Annotated in this window: 18 protein-coding genes; 10 read left to right on the top strand and 8 right to left on the bottom strand. The window is 42.4% G+C overall.

What is annotated here, in order from left to right; genetic code table 11:
* Nucleotides 1-161: 161 nt before the first annotated feature.
* The 6 genes from LMH66_RS19805 to rnm all read right to left on the bottom strand — a co-directional run bounded on the left by LMH66_RS19805 (nt 162) and on the right by rnm (nt 4,686).
* A complete protein-coding gene (locus LMH66_RS19805; protein WP_102527139.1) occupies nt 162-494 on the bottom strand; it encodes a hypothetical protein in 333 nt (110 codons plus the stop codon).
* 198 nt (nt 495-692) lie between these two features.
* Nucleotides 693-1,565, bottom strand: a complete 873-nt coding sequence (rluB, locus tag LMH66_RS19800) for a 23S rRNA pseudouridine(2605) synthase RluB (RefSeq protein WP_102527140.1) — start codon at nt 1,563-1,565, stop codon at nt 693-695.
* The gene (gene scpB / locus LMH66_RS19795; RefSeq protein ID WP_229372575.1) at nt 1,566-2,153 is read right to left on the bottom strand and encodes an SMC-Scp complex subunit ScpB; all 588 of its coding nucleotides are present in this window, start codon (nt 2,151-2,153) and stop codon (nt 1,566-1,568) included.
* 31 nt (nt 2,154-2,184) lie between these two features.
* Nucleotides 2,185-2,973 carry a segregation and condensation protein A gene (locus LMH66_RS19790; protein ID WP_229372568.1) on the bottom strand — a complete coding sequence of 263 codons (789 nt, stop codon included), beginning with the start codon at nt 2,971-2,973 and terminating at the stop codon, nt 2,185-2,187.
* Between the two features lie 235 nt (nt 2,974-3,208).
* Nucleotides 3,209-3,829 (bottom strand): L-threonylcarbamoyladenylate synthase, encoded by a 621-nt coding sequence (locus LMH66_RS19785; RefSeq protein WP_102527142.1) that lies wholly within the window; start codon nt 3,827-3,829, stop codon nt 3,209-3,211.
* Nucleotides 3,826-4,686, bottom strand: a complete 861-nt coding sequence (rnm, locus tag LMH66_RS19780; RefSeq protein ID WP_102527143.1) for an RNase RNM — start codon at nt 4,684-4,686, stop codon at nt 3,826-3,828. Before rnm ends, LMH66_RS19785 begins: the two co-directional genes overlap by 4 nt.
* Nucleotides 4,687-5,150: 464 nt before the next feature.
* On the opposite strand from rnm, the gene LMH66_RS19775 reads away from it, so the two are divergent.
* The 6 genes from LMH66_RS19775 (at nt 5,151) to trpA (ending at nt 11,931) form a co-directional block, all read left to right on the top strand.
* Complete coding sequence (locus LMH66_RS19775; RefSeq protein WP_229372566.1) at nt 5,151-6,701, top strand: anthranilate synthase component 1; 1,551 nt, start codon at nt 5,151-5,153, stop codon at nt 6,699-6,701.
* A 26-nt stretch (nt 6,702-6,727) separates the two neighbouring features.
* On the top strand, nt 6,728-7,330 hold the full coding sequence (locus LMH66_RS19770) for an aminodeoxychorismate/anthranilate synthase component II (protein WP_229372572.1): 603 nt from the start codon (nt 6,728-6,730) through the stop codon (nt 7,328-7,330).
* Nucleotides 7,330-8,370 carry an anthranilate phosphoribosyltransferase gene (trpD, locus tag LMH66_RS19765; protein ID WP_267869229.1) on the top strand — a complete coding sequence of 347 codons (1,041 nt, stop codon included), beginning with the start codon at nt 7,330-7,332 and terminating at the stop codon, nt 8,368-8,370. Before LMH66_RS19770 ends, trpD begins: the two co-directional genes overlap by 1 nt.
* Entirely contained in the window at nt 8,370-9,812 is a 1,443-nt protein-coding gene (gene trpCF, locus LMH66_RS19760) for a bifunctional indole-3-glycerol-phosphate synthase TrpC/phosphoribosylanthranilate isomerase TrpF (protein WP_229372564.1), read from the top strand. Before trpD ends, trpCF begins: the two co-directional genes overlap by 1 nt.
* Nucleotides 9,813-9,903: 91 nt before the next feature.
* Nucleotides 9,904-11,109 (top strand): tryptophan synthase subunit beta, encoded by a 1,206-nt coding sequence (gene trpB, locus LMH66_RS19755; protein ID WP_102527147.1) that lies wholly within the window; start codon nt 9,904-9,906, stop codon nt 11,107-11,109.
* 9 nt (nt 11,110-11,118) lie between these two features.
* Complete coding sequence (gene trpA / locus LMH66_RS19750) at nt 11,119-11,931, top strand: tryptophan synthase subunit alpha (protein WP_102527148.1); 813 nt, start codon at nt 11,119-11,121, stop codon at nt 11,929-11,931.
* A 145-nt stretch (nt 11,932-12,076) separates the two neighbouring features.
* Here trpA and LMH66_RS19745 read toward each other — a convergent pair whose 3' ends face one another.
* The gene (locus LMH66_RS19745) at nt 12,077-13,291 is read right to left on the bottom strand and encodes an OmpP1/FadL family transporter (RefSeq protein ID WP_102527149.1); all 1,215 of its coding nucleotides are present in this window, start codon (nt 13,289-13,291) and stop codon (nt 12,077-12,079) included.
* 236 nt (nt 13,292-13,527) lie between these two features.
* Between LMH66_RS19745 and LMH66_RS19740 the strand changes: the two genes are divergently transcribed.
* The 4 genes from LMH66_RS19740 to LMH66_RS19725 all read left to right on the top strand — a co-directional run bounded on the left by LMH66_RS19740 (nt 13,528) and on the right by LMH66_RS19725 (nt 16,384).
* Nucleotides 13,528-14,073 carry a septation protein A gene (locus LMH66_RS19740; RefSeq protein WP_102527150.1) on the top strand — a complete coding sequence of 182 codons (546 nt, stop codon included), beginning with the start codon at nt 13,528-13,530 and terminating at the stop codon, nt 14,071-14,073.
* A 16-nt stretch (nt 14,074-14,089) separates the two neighbouring features.
* Nucleotides 14,090-14,389: a YciI family protein gene (locus LMH66_RS19735; protein ID WP_229372562.1), complete on the top strand. Its 300-nt coding sequence runs from the start codon at nt 14,090-14,092 to the stop codon at nt 14,387-14,389.
* Complete coding sequence (gene xthA / locus LMH66_RS19730) at nt 14,389-15,198, top strand: exodeoxyribonuclease III (RefSeq protein WP_102527152.1); 810 nt, start codon at nt 14,389-14,391, stop codon at nt 15,196-15,198. Before LMH66_RS19735 ends, xthA begins: the two co-directional genes overlap by 1 nt.
* A 379-nt stretch (nt 15,199-15,577) precedes the next feature.
* Nucleotides 15,578-16,384 carry a substrate-binding periplasmic protein gene (locus tag LMH66_RS19725; RefSeq protein ID WP_229372559.1) on the top strand — a complete coding sequence of 269 codons (807 nt, stop codon included), beginning with the start codon at nt 15,578-15,580 and terminating at the stop codon, nt 16,382-16,384.
* 177 nt (nt 16,385-16,561) lie between these two features.
* Here the strand turns inward: LMH66_RS19725 and LMH66_RS19720 are convergent, their stop codons facing one another.
* Complete coding sequence (locus tag LMH66_RS19720; protein WP_229372557.1) at nt 16,562-17,485, bottom strand: aspartyl protease family protein; 924 nt, start codon at nt 17,483-17,485, stop codon at nt 16,562-16,564.
* Nucleotides 17,486-17,844: the final 359 nt, after the last annotated feature.

Here is a 17,844-nt window from a genome sequence, read left to right as displayed (position 1 = left end):
CCCATGCCGGTTTTCAAGACCGGTGCATTCGACCACTCTGCCATCTCTCCGAACGAGCGAGATAATAGCTATCTCCCTCGCTGCTGTAAAGTAGAAATTGAATAAATTTGTTCATTTGGCTATTTGAGCATCAATTTGGGTCCTAATGCTGAAAAATACACCTATTTATCCATTTTAACTGGCGTAAGGCCTTTAGCACGATCATCAATGGCATCATCTAATTTAAAACCTGCTTGTTTCCATGTTGCCGCTTCTTCAGGGTTAAACTTTTCTTTAGACCAATCCATAGCTGACTCAACATCAAAGCTAGCTTTACTCCACTGCTGAGACTGCTCAGCGTTAAAACCTTTCTTACTCCAAGTTTGTGCTTGAGCTGCATCGAAACCAATAGCCTTCCACTCAGCGATATCTCTCTCTGACATCCCTTTCCATGTTGGGGCTGACGCACAGCCATATAAAAGACAAGCTACCAATATGACGATTAACTTATTCATTAAATACTCCCTTATCTGTAAGTACACGCAAGTGATGAAAATATCATCAAATTAAATATAGTTAGCGATATACTCAGTTTCAAGAAACTCACTGATAATTGTGTAGTTCCCCCTATATGCCGGGCAATAAAAAAGGTCGCACTAGGCGACCTTTGTTTAACTGACGTTTGTCTACACTGTATAACTAACAATGTAGACTTAGCTGCGTTGACGTGTCGTTTTAGGACGTGCAGCGGCAGTTTTATGCTTACGTACTGCGCGGCGAATTTTAGCGCCTTTAACTTGAGCACGCGCAACGCTGTGTTTATCGGTACCCAGTAATGTACGTGTTTCTGGCTCTAAACCAGCTAATTGACGCAAGTAGTTTACTTGCTCCATATCAAGCTCAGTCCAACCACCACGAGGCAATGCTTTAGGTAACTCAACCATGCCGTAACGAACACGGATAAGACGGCTGACTTGTACTTCTTGCGACTCCCATAAACGACGAACCTCACGGTTACGTCCTTCTTTAAGTGTCACATGCCACCACTTATTCAGGCCTTCGCCACCCGCAGGTTTAATGCTATCAAAGTTAGCAGGGCCATCTTCTAAGGTCACGCCTTTACGCAGACGCTGAACAGCAGCTTCTGATACATCACCAAATGTACGAACCGCATATTCACGGTCAACTTCATTTGACGGATGCATTAAACGGTTTGCAAGCTCACCGTCAGATGTAAATAGTAATAAACCTGAAGTATTAATATCCAAACGACCTACCGCTACCCAACGTGAATCACGAATTTTTGGTAAACGTTCGAATACGGTAGTTCTTCCTTCAGGATCTTTTCGACTACAAATTTCGCCCTCTGGCTTGTGGTAAGCCAATACACGACAAATGATGTCTTCTTCAGTTTTGATCACGATGGCACGGCCATCAATGCGGATTTTGGCATCTGCTTCAACGCGATCACCTAAACTGGCAATTTCTCCGTCTACACTAATACGGCCTGCAGCAATCCATGCCTCCATCTCACGACGGGAGCCATGGCCTGCACGGGCCAAGACTTTCTGCAATTTTTCGCTCATCTAGTTCGACTCTTCTGTTTGTTGTGGCACCATTGAAACTTTCTCAAATAGTGCCTGCAATGACTCTTCATCCGTCAGCGACGGTAAATCCGCTAACGCTTTCAAGCCAAAATAGGATAAAAACTCTGTGGTAGTTGCATAGAGTGCAGGTCGCCCTGGCACTTCTTTATGACCTACTGTTTTTACCCAATGTCTATCAGCTAAACTCTTTATTATGTGGCTGCTGACGGCCACACCTCTTACATGTTCAATATCACCGCGCGTTACTGGTTGCTGATATGCAATCACCGCTAGGGTTTCTAACGTCGCCCGTGAATATTTAGAGGATTTTTCTTGCCACAAAGGTTGTAAGAATTCACTTAACAGCTCTTGGGTTTGAAAGCGATAACCGCTGGCCACTTCAACCAGTTGTACCCCTCGCTCTTGATAATCTTGTTGCAACTCATCCAAGCAAGCTTTAATTCTTACCCGTGAGACATCAAACTTAACTAATACGGTATCTTTTATCATTTTGATACTGAGCGGTTTTCCCATTACAAATAGACTGGCTTCGATTAATTGCTTTAATTGAATGTCATTTATTTGCATGATGTCCTTTCTCGTATCTTGTGAAAGCGGATTAAAACGCTTTGACATAAATCGGTGCTAACGGCTCATTTTGAACCAAATCGACTAACAGCTCTTTGACTAACTCCATCAAGGCTAAAAAGCTTACTACCACACCGGCTTTGCCTTCACTCACATCAAATAAGTCAGTAAAAGGAATAAAATGTTCTGTCGATAGTTTGGCTAAGATCTGACTCATACGTTCGCGAGTTGATAACAATTCACGTTTTACATGATGATGTTCGTTAGCATCAATTCGTTTTAACACCTCAGAAAACGCCTGAGCGATATCAACTAATGATACTTCAGGTGGCATGATCACAGGCTTAATATTCGGCGCAGCTTTAGCCTGTGCTAAATAAACATCTCGCTCTAATCTTGGCAAAGCGTCTATATCTGCCGCAGCCTGCTTGATCACTTCATAGGCCTTTAACTGACGAATGAGTATGACGCGAGGATCTTCTTCCTCTTCGTCTGCGGTGACTATTTTTGGCAACAATAGCCGAGACTTAATTTCCGCGAGTGTCGCTGCCATCACTAAATAATCTGCAGCTAGCTCAATACGTGCTTCAGTTAAAATATCAATATAAACTAAATATTGAGTGGTAATTTTCTCAATCGGCAAGTCAACAACATCAAGTTTTTGCTTACGAATTAAATATAATAATAAATCCAACGGCCCTTCAAATGTCTCTAAAAACACTTCAAGCGCTTCAGGTGGAATAAACAAATCCGTCGGCATTGCATCAATTGCTTCGCCGCGAACAACCGCGAGGGGTAAACTTTTTTGTATACCCTGCATTTGTTCATTCCTTAAATTAATGACTGAATATCAGAAGGTTAAAACAAGCATTAACACCCATTGAATGCCAAAGCGCTTTACCCTTTCCTCTGGCTACTACGTCAAAATTATAGCTAGAAATTACCGAACGCGCGATTATACGCACTATTGCTTAGGGTTGAAACAACTATCCCACAAACTTGCAGGTCAAAAGTTATACAGCTTCAATAAATGCCCAGTAATTTGATCAGAAGCCTTATTCAAATGAGCTGATATCACCAGCGCCTTCACGCACAATAACCATGTCCCCATCAGACATATCAATCACTGTCGTTTGGTTTTCAGCAAGGTAACCACCGTGAATAATCGCATCAACACTGTGCTCTAGTATATCGCGGATATGCTCAGGATCAGATTCTGCAAACTCTTCGTCTGGCATCACCAAACTGGTGGACATAATCGGCGCTTCTAATGCTTCTAATAGTGCTAAAGCAATCAGGTTATCAGGCACACGAATACCAATAGTTTTCTTTTTATCGCACTGTAATCTGCGCGGCACTTCTTTACTGGCCTTAAAAATAAACGTGTAAGGCCCAGGTGTGCAGCTTTTAAGTAAACGATAAGCTTGGTTATCTACGCGGGCAAAGTTCGCAAGCTCAGATAAATCACGACACATTAAAGAGAAGTTATTGTCGTTATCGATTTTACGAATGCGTGCCATGCGCGTCATGGCATCTTTTTCGCCAATCATGCAGCCCAGTGCGTAACCTGAGTCAGTAGGGTAAACAATAACCCCACCTTGTTTTAATATGTTTACCGCCTGGCTTATTAATCTTGCCTGCGGGTTTTCATCATGTATGTAGAAGAATTGGCTCATGTGCGCTCCGTCCAAGATTCTGATTGCCAAACCCACTGAATACCAGCAGGTTGGAATAAATTTTTACCTAACTCAATCCAATTACTCGGAAAGTGAAAATCACTGCCGATTGAACCCATCAGGTTGTTCATATGGCTTAAAGCGACTAAGTTAGCGCGATCATCAATGCTTTGTTGGCCTAATACGACTTCCATCGCATCGCCGCCTGCTTCTTTGTATTCACGCACTAAACGCTTAAGCCATTTCGCTGACAACTTGTAGCCACTAGGGTGTGCTAAAACAGAAATGCCGCCAGATTGATGAATAATCTCAATAGCATTGGCCATGTCAGCCCAGTTATTAGGAACATAACCGGTTTTACCGCGAGCTAAATAGCGCTTAAAAACACTGGGCATATCTTTCGCGTAGCCATTTTCAGCTAACCAGCGCGCGTAATGTCCGCGACTGATTGCTGCGCCATCAGCATAATGTTTTGCACCTTCGTAAGCGCCTTCAATTCCCGCTTTTTCAAGGCGTATACCAATTTCTTGGGCACGTTCTTCTCGAAGCTCACGCTGGCGAGTCAGAAAATTGAGCAAAATTGGGTCTTGTTTATCCATATTTAGCCCCACAATATGAATATCGAAATTGTTCCAGCGAGTAGATATTTCTACACCATCAATAAGTTTCAATGGAGTTGCGTGTTGGCGATTAAATTCATGTGCTTCAGCTAAACCGGCGACAGTGTCGTGATCGGTTATCGCTAACATTTCAACGCCCTTTGTAATCGCGCGTTCAACAAGTTCAGATGGAGTGAGTACGCCGTCAGATGCGGTCGTATGGCTATGCAGATCGGCCAAGAGAGTGTCTGTTATCATAACGTTATTGTACTTTAATCTTTGTTGAAATGCTTAACCAGTCTCGATTATTTGCTACATTTTCAGCAAATTGATGCAGCTTTTACCATCGTGGATAAAAAAATGCCAAATTTGAGAAATATTCAATTGACTTTAAAGGCCAGCTAAGGTCTTCTATAAGGCATACGTTAGCCAAACGCATTTTGCTAACCTTTTAGATATAAGACCTAAACTCAAGAGATTTAATTTAAATGACTAACTTTAACGCACGTAACATCAATTGGTGGTGGCACTTCCCAAATTAACGGGTGGTGTGAAGCGTTGTGGTTATTTAAATAACACAAGATTTTACTAGAAAGCCCGCAGAGATGTGGGCTTTCTTGCTATTTACGGCTTGCACTCTTCGAAACAACTAACGCAAACCGAATCAGAAATAGAGACCTTAGTATGAAAAATCAACATATTAGAGAGGCGCAATAAGCATTATGGAACATCAGTTCGCCCATGTAATCACGCAAAAACAATCATTAGCGTATCACGCTGATCCATTGAGTCTTTATCAGCATGTTACCGCGAATGCGCCGCATACTATGTTGCTTGAGTCAGCTGAAATTGACACCAAAGATCATTTAAAAAGCATCGTGCTCACCCATGCAGCCATGATGGTACGATGTGATGGTTATCAACTCACATTCGCAGCATTAACAGATAATGGCGCAAGCTTACTTTCTCCTATCAGTGAGTTCTTTAAATCGAGTCAGCAGCAACAGCAAGATAATGAATTAATTATTACCTTAGCTAAAGCCTGCGAGTTACAAGATGAAGATGCTCGTTTAAAGTCGACCTCGCCATTAGATGGTTTAAGAATGCTGATCCAGCACATTCAGACAGATCAGCAAGATGCGTTTGAAGATTTATTTTTAGGCGGCGTGTTAGCCTATGATTTAATCGATACTGTAGAGCCGCTACCAGCTGTGCCTAATGCTGATAACGATTGCCCTGACTATCTATTTTATCTCGCTGAAACCTTAATTTTGATTGACCACCAGCAGCAAGATGCTGAAATCATCACTCATCAATTCTCTCAAGACCCACTATTAGCAGATACGCTGGCAAAGCACGCAGCAAAAGTGAAACAACAATGCCAAACATTGGCCCCCGTTGTGGACCTTGTGCCGGTTGACGCTGAAACCCAAGTTAATATTAGTGATGCCACGTTTAAGCAAACCGTGGTTGATTTAAAAGAGCACATTGTTGCAGGTGATATTTTCCAAGTTGTGCCTTCAAGAAGCTTTAGCTTACCTTGCCCAAATACACTCGGTGCTTATAGAGCACTGCGTTTAACTAATCCAAGTCCTTACATGTTTTACTTTCGCGGCCCAGATTTCACCTTATTTGGCGCTTCACCAGAAAGTGCATTGAAATACGACGCTGCCAGCAATCAAGTTGAGGTTTATCCCATTGCAGGTACCCGCAAGCGTGGTAAGACCGCTGATGGCGACATTGATTTTGATTTAGACAGTCGTATCGAACTTGAATTGCGTCTAGATAAAAAAGAGCTTTCAGAGCATTTAATGCTGGTTGATTTGGCCCGTAATGATATTGCCCGCATTAGCCAAAGTGGCAGTCGTAAAGTGGCTGAGTTACTAAAAGTTGACCGTTACTCTCACGTGATGCATTTAGTTAGTCGCGTGACAGGTCAATTGCGTGAAGACTTAGATGCACTGCATGCATATCAAGCCTGCATGAATATGGGCACCTTAGTCGGCGCACCCAAAGTGCGAGCGTCACAATTAGTTAGACAAGCGGAACAAGCAAGGCGCGGCAGTTACGGCGGCGCTGTAGGTTACCTTAATGGTTTAGGCGATATGGATACCTGTATCGTTATCCGCTCTGCTTTCGTTAAAAATGATGTTGCCTTTATTCAAGCTGGCGCAGGGGTGGTGTTTGATTCAGATCCGCAAGCCGAAGCGGATGAAACTCGCCAAAAAGCCCAAGCAGTGATATCTGCCATCAAAATGGGAGGTGGATTGTAATGACGACTTCTCAGAGCACCAATAACATGAAACTGTATTTATTAGATAACTTTGACTCATTCACCTATAACCTTGTGGATCAATTCCGCAGTTTAGGCTTTGAAGTACTCATTTACCGTAATGATGTGAGCGCAGAATATTTAGCTGAAAAACTTATCGAAGAATCAGGCCAAGCCGCATTAGTATTATCACCAGGCCCAGGAGCCCCCCACGAAGCGGGTTGCATGATGGAATTAATAAGCAAAGTGGCAGGTAAAGTACCTATGCTGGGCATTTGTTTAGGCCATCAAGCTATGGTTGAGTATTACGGCGGTAAAGTCGAACGCGCTCCTTTTGTGGTGCACGGTAAAGCCAGCCCCACGATTCATAATGGCGAAGGCGTATTTGCTAACTTACCTTCTCCGCTTCCTGTAGCCCGTTATCACAGCCTAGTGGCTACCCGTGTACCTGACTGTTTAGAGGTTATTGCTACTACTGAAGATATGCCAATGGCGGTAATTCACCCGCAAGATAAAGCGGTTGGATTTCAGTTTCATCCAGAGTCAATTTTGACCACGCTTGGCAGTACACTATTAACGCAAACACTGACCTACCTAACTCAATCTGAATCAAATAAAGGCGCATTATAATGTCTCAATTACAACCTCTATTAGACTCTCTTTATCAAGGTAATGCGCTCACCCGAGCTCAAAGCGCCACATTATTTAGCGCGATTGTTGCAGGCGAAATGGATCCTGTGGCGATGGCAGGTATGTTAGTTGCACTAAAAATGCGCGGCGAAACCATTGAAGAAATCACGGGTGCTGCTGATGCACTTCGTCAAGCAGCTAAACCTTTTCCGCGCAGCGCTCAATCATTAGCAACAGGCGTTGTGGATATTGTGGGTACAGGCGGCGATGGTCACAACACCATTAATATCTCAACCACTGCATCATTTGTTGCAGCTGCTGCTGGCGCAAAAGTGGCAAAACACGGCAACCGCGGCGTATCAAGTAAATCAGGCGCCTCAGATGTGTTATCTCATTGTGGTATCGGCCTGACGATGACCCCAGAAGCTGCCAGCCAATGTATTGAAGACTTTGGTTTATGTTTCTTATTTGCGCCGCATTATCACGCTGGTGTTCGCCACGCAGTACCTGTAAGGCAAGCACTTAAAACCCGCACCATTTTTAATATCTTAGGCCCGCTGATTAACCCAGCAAAACCTGAAGCTATGCTACTGGGTGTATACTCTCCAAAGCTGATTGCTCCTATCGTTAATGTGTTAAACGCATTAGGTGTAAAACGCGCCATGGTGGTATACGGAAGCGGACTTGATGAAGTTGCCCTACACGGCGAAACCCAAGTAGCTGAGCTTAACGACGGCAACATTCGCTTTTATAAATTAACCCCGCAAGAGTTAGGGGTAGAGCCTGCTGACATTTTAGCCCTTGAAGGCGGTGAGCCAAGTGATAACGCGCTTATCACTCAGGCTATTTTAAAAGGCGAAGGCAAGCCTGCACATCGCGATGCTGTTGCCATTAACGCAGGTTGTGCGCTTTATGTTAGCGGTGTGTGTGACACAGTGCAGCAAGGCACCAAACTTGCGCTTGAAACCATCAACAGTGGTAAAGCTTTTGACGTGTTGACTAAATTGGCTGATGCAAGCCAACAAGAGGATGCAAAATAATGGCAACTATCACCAATAAAACAGCTAAAGAATCTAACGTATTAACAAAGATTGTTGATACCAAAGTTGCCCATATTGCTTCGCTTAAATTGCGTTACCCAGAAGCAAGCTTGCAACCTAAAATATCTGACCGCAGTTTATTTGATGCCCTTAAAGCCCCCAATGCCGGTTACATTTTTGAATGCAAAAAAGCCAGTCCATCAAAAGGGCTTATTCGCCCAGTGTTTGATGTTGAAGCCATTGCTGATATTTACGGTAAATACGCATCGGGCATATCGGTATTAACCGATGAGCAGTTCTTCCAAGGCGATATAGATTACATTCCATTAGTGCGTGCTCGTGTTAGTCAGCCAATCTTATGTAAAGACTTCTTTGTTGACCCATACCAAATCAAGCTGGCCGCTCACCAAGGCGCAGACGCCGTATTGTTAATGTTGTCGGTATTGAATGACGAACAATACAAATTACTGGCCGAAGAAGCCGAGAAATACAATTTAGATGCGCTAACCGAAGTCAGTAACCAAGAAGAACTTGAACGCGCAATTGATCTTAACGCGCGCATTGTGGGTATTAACAACCGCAACCTACGTGACTTAAGCACTGATTTAGCCACCACTGAAGCGTTAGCGCCGCAAATTCCAACTGACAGAGTCATTATAAGTGAATCTGGCATCTATAATAACCAGCAGGTTAAGCGCTTAAATCCGTTAGTGGACGGCTACCTCGTAGGCAGCTCTATCATGGCGCAAGAGGATATTGACCTTGCTTGTCGTCAGCTGATTTTTGGCAATAACAAAGTGTGCGGTTTAACCCGCCTTGAAGACATCAAAGCAGTGACTCAAGCTGGCGCAGTTTTCGGTGGATTAATCTTCCACCCAAAATCACCACGTAACGTAAGTGTTGAGCAAGCGGCTGAATTGGTTAATAAAAGTAAACAAAATAACCTTGCTTTGAACTTTGTCGGCGTATTCGTCAACAAGTCCAATGCTGACATTGTTGCAACCGTAAAAGCGGTCGGTTTGTCAGTAGTGCAATTGCACGGCAGCGAAACCAGTGAAGATATTAGCGAGTTAACACAATTACTCACTGACGCTAACCTTGATTGCCAAATTTGGAAAGCGGTCAGCGTTGATAGCGGCACAAACTCTGTGGGCGATAAACCACAAGGCTGCGATCGTTATTTATTTGACAGTAAAAACACAACAGGTTTTGGCGGCACAGGCGAGACATTTAACTGGCAAGCGTTACTCGATACTTCTGCCATTACCAATGCAGAGCGAGAAAACAGCATGCTTGCAGGTGGGTTAACACCTGAAAACGCATTTGATGCAAACCAACAAGGTTTTTATGGCTTAGATCTTAACTCAGGAGTTGAGTCACAGCCCGGCATAAAAGATGCGCAAAAGGTTGCTCAAGCTTTTACTGCAATCAGAAAGAATTAGTACATTACCCATTATTAAAACCAGACTTTGATACAGAATTAAGAAATAGCCAACATGGGTATTTCAGACAATATTGATAAGGAAAGATCCAATGACAAAGCTTAAGCTTGACCCTTATTTCGGCGAATATGGCGGCATGTATGTTCCGCAAATCCTTGTGCCAGCACTAAAGCAATTAGAAACCGCGTTTGTTGAAGCCCAAGAAGATGAAGCCTTTCAAAAAGAATTTACCGATTTACTAAAGAACTATGCAGGTCGCCCTACCGCATTAACCTTAACCCGTAACTTAAGCCCTAACCCTATGGTTAAAATCTACCTTAAACGTGAAGATTTACTCCATGGCGGCGCGCACAAAACTAACCAAGTACTTGGTCAGGCGTTATTAGCAAAACGTATGGGCAAAAAGGAAATTATTGCAGAAACAGGCGCCGGCCAACATGGCGTTGCAACCGCATTAGCCTGTGCGTTATTAGACCTTAAATGTAAGGTTTACATGGGCGCAAAGGATGTTGAACGTCAATCACCAAATGTATTCAGAATGAAACTAATGGGCGCAGAGGTTATCCCTGTGACATCGGGTTCAGCAACCCTTAAAGATGCTTGTAACGAAGCCATGCGTGACTGGTCTGCAAGTTATGACAAAGCGCATTACTTACTTGGCACTGCAGCAGGGCCGCATCCATTCCCAACGATTGTGCGCGAATTCCAGCGCATGATTGGTGAAGAAACCAAAAAGCAAATTCTTGAAAAAGAAGGTCGTTTACCTGATGCAGTTATCGCCTGTGTTGGTGGTGGCTCAAATGCTATTGGCATGTTCGCTGACTTTATCGATGAAAAAGACGTTGAATTAATTGGCGTTGAACCTGCAGGTAAAGGCATTGATACCCCAATGCACGGCGCACCACTTAAACATGGTAAAACGGGTATTTTCTTTGGTATGAAAGCGCCACTAATGCAAGACAGTGACGGTCAAATTGAAGAGTCATATTCTGTATCTGCGGGCCTAGATTTTCCATCTGTTGGGCCACAGCATGCACACTTAAATGCCACAGGCCGCGCGCGTTACGAGTCTGCAACCGATGATGAAGCTTTGGAGTGTTTCCAACTGCTTGCGCGCACTGAAGGGATTATCCCAGCGCTAGAGTCAGCCCACGCTATTGCCTACGCGGTTCGATTAGCAAAAGAAGCGACTAAAGAAACCATTTTAGTGGTCAACTTATCAGGTCGTGGCGATAAAGATATCTTCACCGTATCTGACATTTTAGAACAAAAAGCTTCTGCTGAAGCTGCGAAATAAGGACTTATCATGACTAATCGTTATCAAGCAGCTTTTGACCAATTGGCTCAAAAACAGCAAGGCGCATTTGTGCCGTTCGTGACCCTTGGCGACCCAACGGTTGGGATCTCGTTAAAAATCATTAAAACCTTAGTAGACAATGGCGCTGATGCTCTGGAACTTGGCTTTCCATTTTCAGACCCGCTTGCTGATGGCCCTGTTATCCAAGGCGCGAATTTACGTGCATTAGATTCAGGCACCACTGTGGCTGATTGTTTCTCGCTACTAACTAAAGTACGTGAGTTATATCCTGATACCCCCATTGGCTTATTGCTATACGCTAACTTGGTTTTCGCTAATGGTATTGATGAGTTCTATGCAAAAGCCAAACAAGCTGGCGTTGATTCAGTACTGATTGCTGATGTGCCTGTTGAAGAGTCGGCTCCATTTAGTGAAGCCGCCCATAAACATGGGGTTGCGCCGATTTTTATTGCGCCGCCAAATGCTGATACTGACACCATCAAAATGGTCAGTGAACATGGCCAAGGTTATACCTATTTGCTATCTCGTGCGGGTGTAACTGGCACAGAATCAAAAGCGGGTGCGCCAATTGGTGAAGTGCTCGCCAAACTGGCTGAGTTTGATGCCCCGCCGCCGTTATTAGGTTTCGGTATTGCTGAGCCTAAGCAAGTAAGCGAAGCCATTAACGCAGGTGCTGCAGGTGCTATTTCTGGTTCTGCTGTGGTGAAAATTATCGAGCGAAACAAAGACGACGAAAAAGCTTTGTTAAGTGAATTAGGCGAATTTACCCGTAATATGAAAGCTGCGACTCAAAAAGCATAATACGCATTTAAATCATCTTATTAGGCTTAATAGTAACAATGCCGCTCATTTAAAATGAGCGGCATTTTTGTTAAGTACTAATTTAAATCTAAGCCAGATGAATGTTTATATGGATAAAATTTATATCATTGCAGTGGCTGACGTATTAAAACGTTACTGCAACACCAACAAAGTGAATGCTTGAATCAAAGTAGCCATTCAATAGATTACCTGTTGGGTCAACACCCGGTATAAGCCCATCTTGACGAATTTCAACATTTCCTAAGTCAGCATACTCATAAAAAACATCTAACTTACTATCGCCAATATGAGTACTCACACCAACAGAGTAGCGCTTTTGCACACCCACTGGGATATCTGGGGTTTGTAAATATGGATCATCTTGCGGTGATGTTTCATAAGAGAAACCGAGTTTTAGATTCCAATCTTTATTAATCGCATAATCTAATCCTACGCCATAATGCCAAACATCATCCCAATCTCGGTCTTGTGATAGATCAAAGCTGTGATCTTGTCCCAACAATGAACCATTAAATGTAATTGGGCTGCTATCCCAATCACTCCATTGATGCCACTGAATGGTGGTCAATAACGCTAACTGCGGTGTGACTTGATAGCTAGCACTCAAATCCACCAGGGCAACTAAGCTACTGTCCATTGAAAAATCTGTCAGCTGCAGGTTATCTAGGCGGATATCTGAATTGAGGTTACCTTGAAAATCATGCTCAAGTTTTGAGCGATAACTAAGGCCTACCATTAACTGTTCGCTAGGTTGATAAACAACGCCGGCGTTATAGCCCATGGTCCAGTCAGAGGCGCTTTCAATTTCAGTATTAGCCATCCTACCGTCAAGTACTGCGTAGTTTATTTGCAATCCCGCACCTACCGACCATTGGTCATTAATGCGATAACTTAAGGCTGGATTGACTTGCAGAGTCAGAAGGTTAATGTCTTCTAATTGTAACTGCCCAGCCCAGTTAGCACTGTAATCTAAGCCAGAACCACCTGCTGTACCAAGGCCTACGCCAAAATGCAGATCATCCGTTAATTGAACAACATGAAAGGCAGCTACCGAACCAAGATAGTTATTGCTACCACCACCAGAAACGCCATCAACATCATAAAAATCGACTCCTAGATCAAACGCTAGGCCATTTACAGTGGTTTTATTCTCCCCCATAAACGACATAATGGCGGGATTGACCCACATCGCAGCAGCTGATTCAGTATAAACACCATCACCTGCACCAGCAGTACCTTGGTTTGCGTAAACAGCTTCTTGTAAAAATAAACCGCTCGCATTTACAGGTAATGAAAATAAAAGGGCTAGTGGAGCCAGCTTTATAATGTTTTGAGTCATGTATATTGCTCTACAATAGAATTTACAAGAATAATACCATTACCTAATATTCCATATAGAATATCGCTTATTCTATTTGTCGCATTGCACTGTTGGTATATGAGCCGCCATTAAGCATAGTTCATCTTATCTCAAGCTGATCACCTTCATATCACTGACCGTTGCTGGTACAATTTGGCGCAATCATTCCTATTAGCAAATGGACTGCTAAACTCACCTTTAGGCTATAGCTTCTAATGAAACAACTGCTTGATTTTCTCCCTTTGGTAATCTTTTTTGCCATCTACAAATTTTATGATATCTACACTGCCACTGGCGCACTTATTGCGGCCACTGCATTGCAGTTAATTGTCACTTACATCTTATATAAGCAAGTCGAAAAGATGCACTTGATCACTTTTGCTATGGTGTCATTTTTCGGTACGTTAACTTTGGTCTTCCACGATGATGCCTTCATCAAGTGGAAAGTCACTATTGTTTACGCCTTCTTTGCTATCGCATTACTAGTAAGTCAGTTAATCAACAAACCTATTCTTAAAAGCATGTTGGGCAAAGAAATGAAATGCCCTGACAAGATATGGGCTCATGTCACTTGGTACTGGGTCACTTTCTTTGTTGCATGTGGTATTGCTAACATTTATGTTGCCTTTAGCTTGCCATTAGAAACCTGGGTGAACTTTAAAGTGTTTGGCTTAACAGCTCTTACCTTAGTCAATACTGTTATTACCGTTATGTACCTGTATAAACATATGGAACATGATGAATCGGAACAAATAAAATAATTCAAGGAACCTATCTATGTGGTACATGATTTCGTCACAAGATGTTGAAAACAGCTTAGAAAAGCGCATGAGTGCCCGTCCTGCACATATTGCTCGACTTGAAGCACTTGCCGCTGAAGGTCGTTTATTAGTCGCTGGCCCACATCCTGCGATTGATAGTGAAAACCCTGCTGAAGCGGGTTTTACTGGCTCTTTAGTGGTTGCTGAATTTGATTCATTAGCTGCAGCGCAAGCATGGGCTGATGTTGACCCGTACATTGAAGCTGGCGTATATGCTCACGTAATTGTTAAGCCATTCAAGCGAGTACTTGTCTAATGAAAATTGTCTCATTTAACATCAATGGTATTCGCGCTCGCTTGCATCAATTACAAGCGTTAATCGATAGCCATCAACCTGACGTCATCGGCCTACAAGAAACCAAGGTTCACGACGAAGCATTTCCAGTAGCAGACGTTGAAGCTATGGGTTACCACGTGCATTATCATGGCGGCAAGGCTCACTACGGTGTGGCTATGCTGTCAAAAGCTGAGCCTATTGAAATTATCAAAGGTTTTAAAGATGATGCAGAAGATGCTCAGCGCCGGATGATCATGGGTAAGTTCAAGCAAGATAATGGCCGTGTAATTACCGTCATGAATGGTTATTTCCCACAAGGTGAAAATATCACTCATGAAACTAAGTACCCTGCCAAGCGTAAGTTTTATCAAGACTTAATGCAGCACCTTGCTGACAACCACACACCGGATGAAGACATTGCCATTATTGGTGACATTAATATCTCGCCTGTTGATTTAGATATTGGCATTGGTGAAGTCAACGCCAAACGCTGGCTTAAAACCGGTAAATGTAGCTTCCAACCTGAAGAGCGCGAATGGCTGCAGCGTTTGAAAGACTGGGGCTTGGTCGATAGCTTCCGTGAACTGCACCCAGAGCGCACTGAACGTTACTCATGGTTTGATTACCGCAGTAAAGGCTTTGTCGATAACCGCGGCCTGCGTATTGATGTGGTTATGGTCACTAAGTCATTATTACCACGTCTGACTGAATCAGATGTAGATTACGATTTACGTGGTATAGAAAAGCCATCTGATCATGCGCCAATTTGGAGCACTTTTTCTGACTAATTGGTCCTGATTAGCTTAATTTGCTGACAACTCTATTAGTGCCACAAAATGAATACTTAAAAGCTTAACGTGAATGCGTTAAGCTTTTTTATTCGCTTCGAGAAAGCTAATAACCCTAATCAGTCATTAAAGTTAACGACTCATATTTCAAAAACTTAAATTAAGCATCTCTCAAAATCACTACTGCGTTTTATATTCTCTAGAACAATCAAAAAACGGTTCGCTCCCAATAAAGAGGTATAGAAGCTAGGTTATCCGTAGGCTAAACTAAAATATCAGTTACTCTGCCTTACTTTGTATTCAATATTTCTATTGCCTTGTGTGAAAGAGTAATCCAATTAGCTGGACGCTGAGTGACAATTTAAAAAGGATTTCTAGGTTGAAGTATATTAAATATTACAAGCACTCAAAAAGTAAATTGATGCCATTCAGCTTCTCTATCTGCTTGATTTTTCTACTCATCGAGAAACCTGTTTCAGCTTCCCACGATAAAATAGTCAATTTTACCACCAGCAGCAGTATTAAACCTTTCTTCTTTGTTGACGAGCAGCGTGGGCTGCAATACGAATTATTACAAGCTGCGTTAGCAACAAGCCATGTAAAATTAGGCCAAGTCACTTTTGCCTCTAACCTGCGCGCTTTACGATTGGTTAAAACCAAAAAAATCGATTGTATTATCAACTCCCCCGCTAATAGCGAAGGGCTATTTTTAACCCAGAGCTTAATTGATTATCAAAATAGCGTTTTTTATCTGAGCAAAAACCAATTAGCCATCGATTCGGTACAAGATCTTAAAAACGTCTCCTTGGTTGGTTTTCAAAATGCGAGTCATTATCTAGGCCAAGAATTTTTAGAAATAGCAAAAACACATAGCAATTATATTGAAGTTGCTAATCAAAAAAACCAAGTGTTAATGCTGTTTCGTGAACGTATTCAAGCGATTATTCTTGAAGAACGAATTTTTGATTATTATCGCAGCCAAATTGACAGCCAAATTAAATCACCTGTTGAAGTCACCAAGGTCAAATTATTCGGCCAAGCCCCGCGCTATATTGCTTGTCACGATCCAGAAACGGCTATTCTGGTTAATGAGGCTATTTCGCAGTTAAAACAAACCAACTTATATCAAGATATATTGCTTAAGGCTGAGCGCAGCTATAGCGGTGTTTCTGAGTTAAAAAAGTAACTAGCCCATGAAGGGCTAATCGCAACAACACAAGTTGTAGCAATGGTTACAGTACAGGTTGCTGTAATGGTTGTACCAATGGTTGCAGTACATAGCCGCATAGCACTTGGACACTTGGACACTTGGCTAAATGATACTCCCTCAGCCCAAATACCGATGTTTTGTAACAAGCCCCGCCTATTGAAAAGTCACCGTATTAGATTCAAAACCTATTTTAGTATTTAATGATTTTAATTGATTGAGCCCGATAATCCCGATGACCTGGTGATTAAAGCTATCGTTAACAATGACCGAATCGAGGTCGGTAACAATAAAGCGGTTTTCAAATAGTGAAGCCTTACCATTAGAGACCGCGATAGAGTCACTCATGCTAATGGGGATCTGTTTGCCATTAATATCTTGGCCATAGGCATTAGGAATAAGTTCAGAAGAAATAGATAAGTCGACAGCATTCTTACGATTAATTATCGAATATTGTGAGCCTGTATCTAAAATAAGTCCCACTTCCTGCTCGTTAATATTAACCACAACGTAAGGTATACCAAAGCCTGATGAAAATAAACTGAGGTTATTCTTGGTTTCATCAAGGGTATATTGGGCCAATAATTGAGTTTGTAACTCAGAAAATTGCAGCCCTTTAGCGATTAATTGCAAAAGGTCAAAACCCAACAAGCCTAAATACTTTCGATTAATACCCGACAAATTATGAGTATTTAAATTAATGCTAGAGAGTTCATACCCTGATACGGTAAAGCCTGATAGCTGTATTTTCTCACTGACCATCATCGCTTGCTCAGACCCAAAGCCATAGCCTTTTTCAACATCCAAAGAAGTATAATCATCAATACTGGATAAATACCTGCGGTCTAAAACAGAGCTTGAAGAGCCAGTATCTATAATCATCCGACCTGACAAAGCTTGAATCATCACATCCAAATGGAGTTGACCATCTTCTGACTCAACAAGTGGTAAGTTTTGTTGTATTTGAGTCGCCCAAACTGTGGCTGTATAGAAAAACAAACTAAGTAATATAGCGCTTATTTTTATTACAAAAGGAATTTTTACTACAGAAGAAGTATTTGTAATTGAAGAATAGCCCATAGCTTAAAAGTCCTTTTCAGTATCATAAATCTAGCATGAATCTATCATTGCCTAAGATGTCACTCAGGTGGGCTTTGACGATAACACTTATGGGCTACTAATTCTAAACATCGAAGGAATGATGTCTTATCTTGGTGATTTCGGCGGGTAAACAACGCCAATAAATAATCTACACTGTAAAAGAATCTCAATCCCTGAATAGGTGTATTTGTTTATTAACGCCCCATTAAGGGGAAATTTGTAGTTGGCTAAAATAACGAACGAAGTGAGAAAAAGCCAACTGTAAATTTTCCCGCTTGAATGGCTTGTTGAACGAAGCCGCTCTGCGGCAGAAAAGATAAAAACTCACCTTTATTCTC

Source organism: Shewanella sp. 10N.7, from assembly GCF_020806285.1.
Classification (GTDB): domain Bacteria; phylum Pseudomonadota; class Gammaproteobacteria; order Enterobacterales; family Shewanellaceae; genus Shewanella; species Shewanella electrodiphila.
The sequence above is the reverse complement of the archived record's forward strand: the minus strand, read 5'-3'. Positions and strand labels throughout refer to the sequence as shown.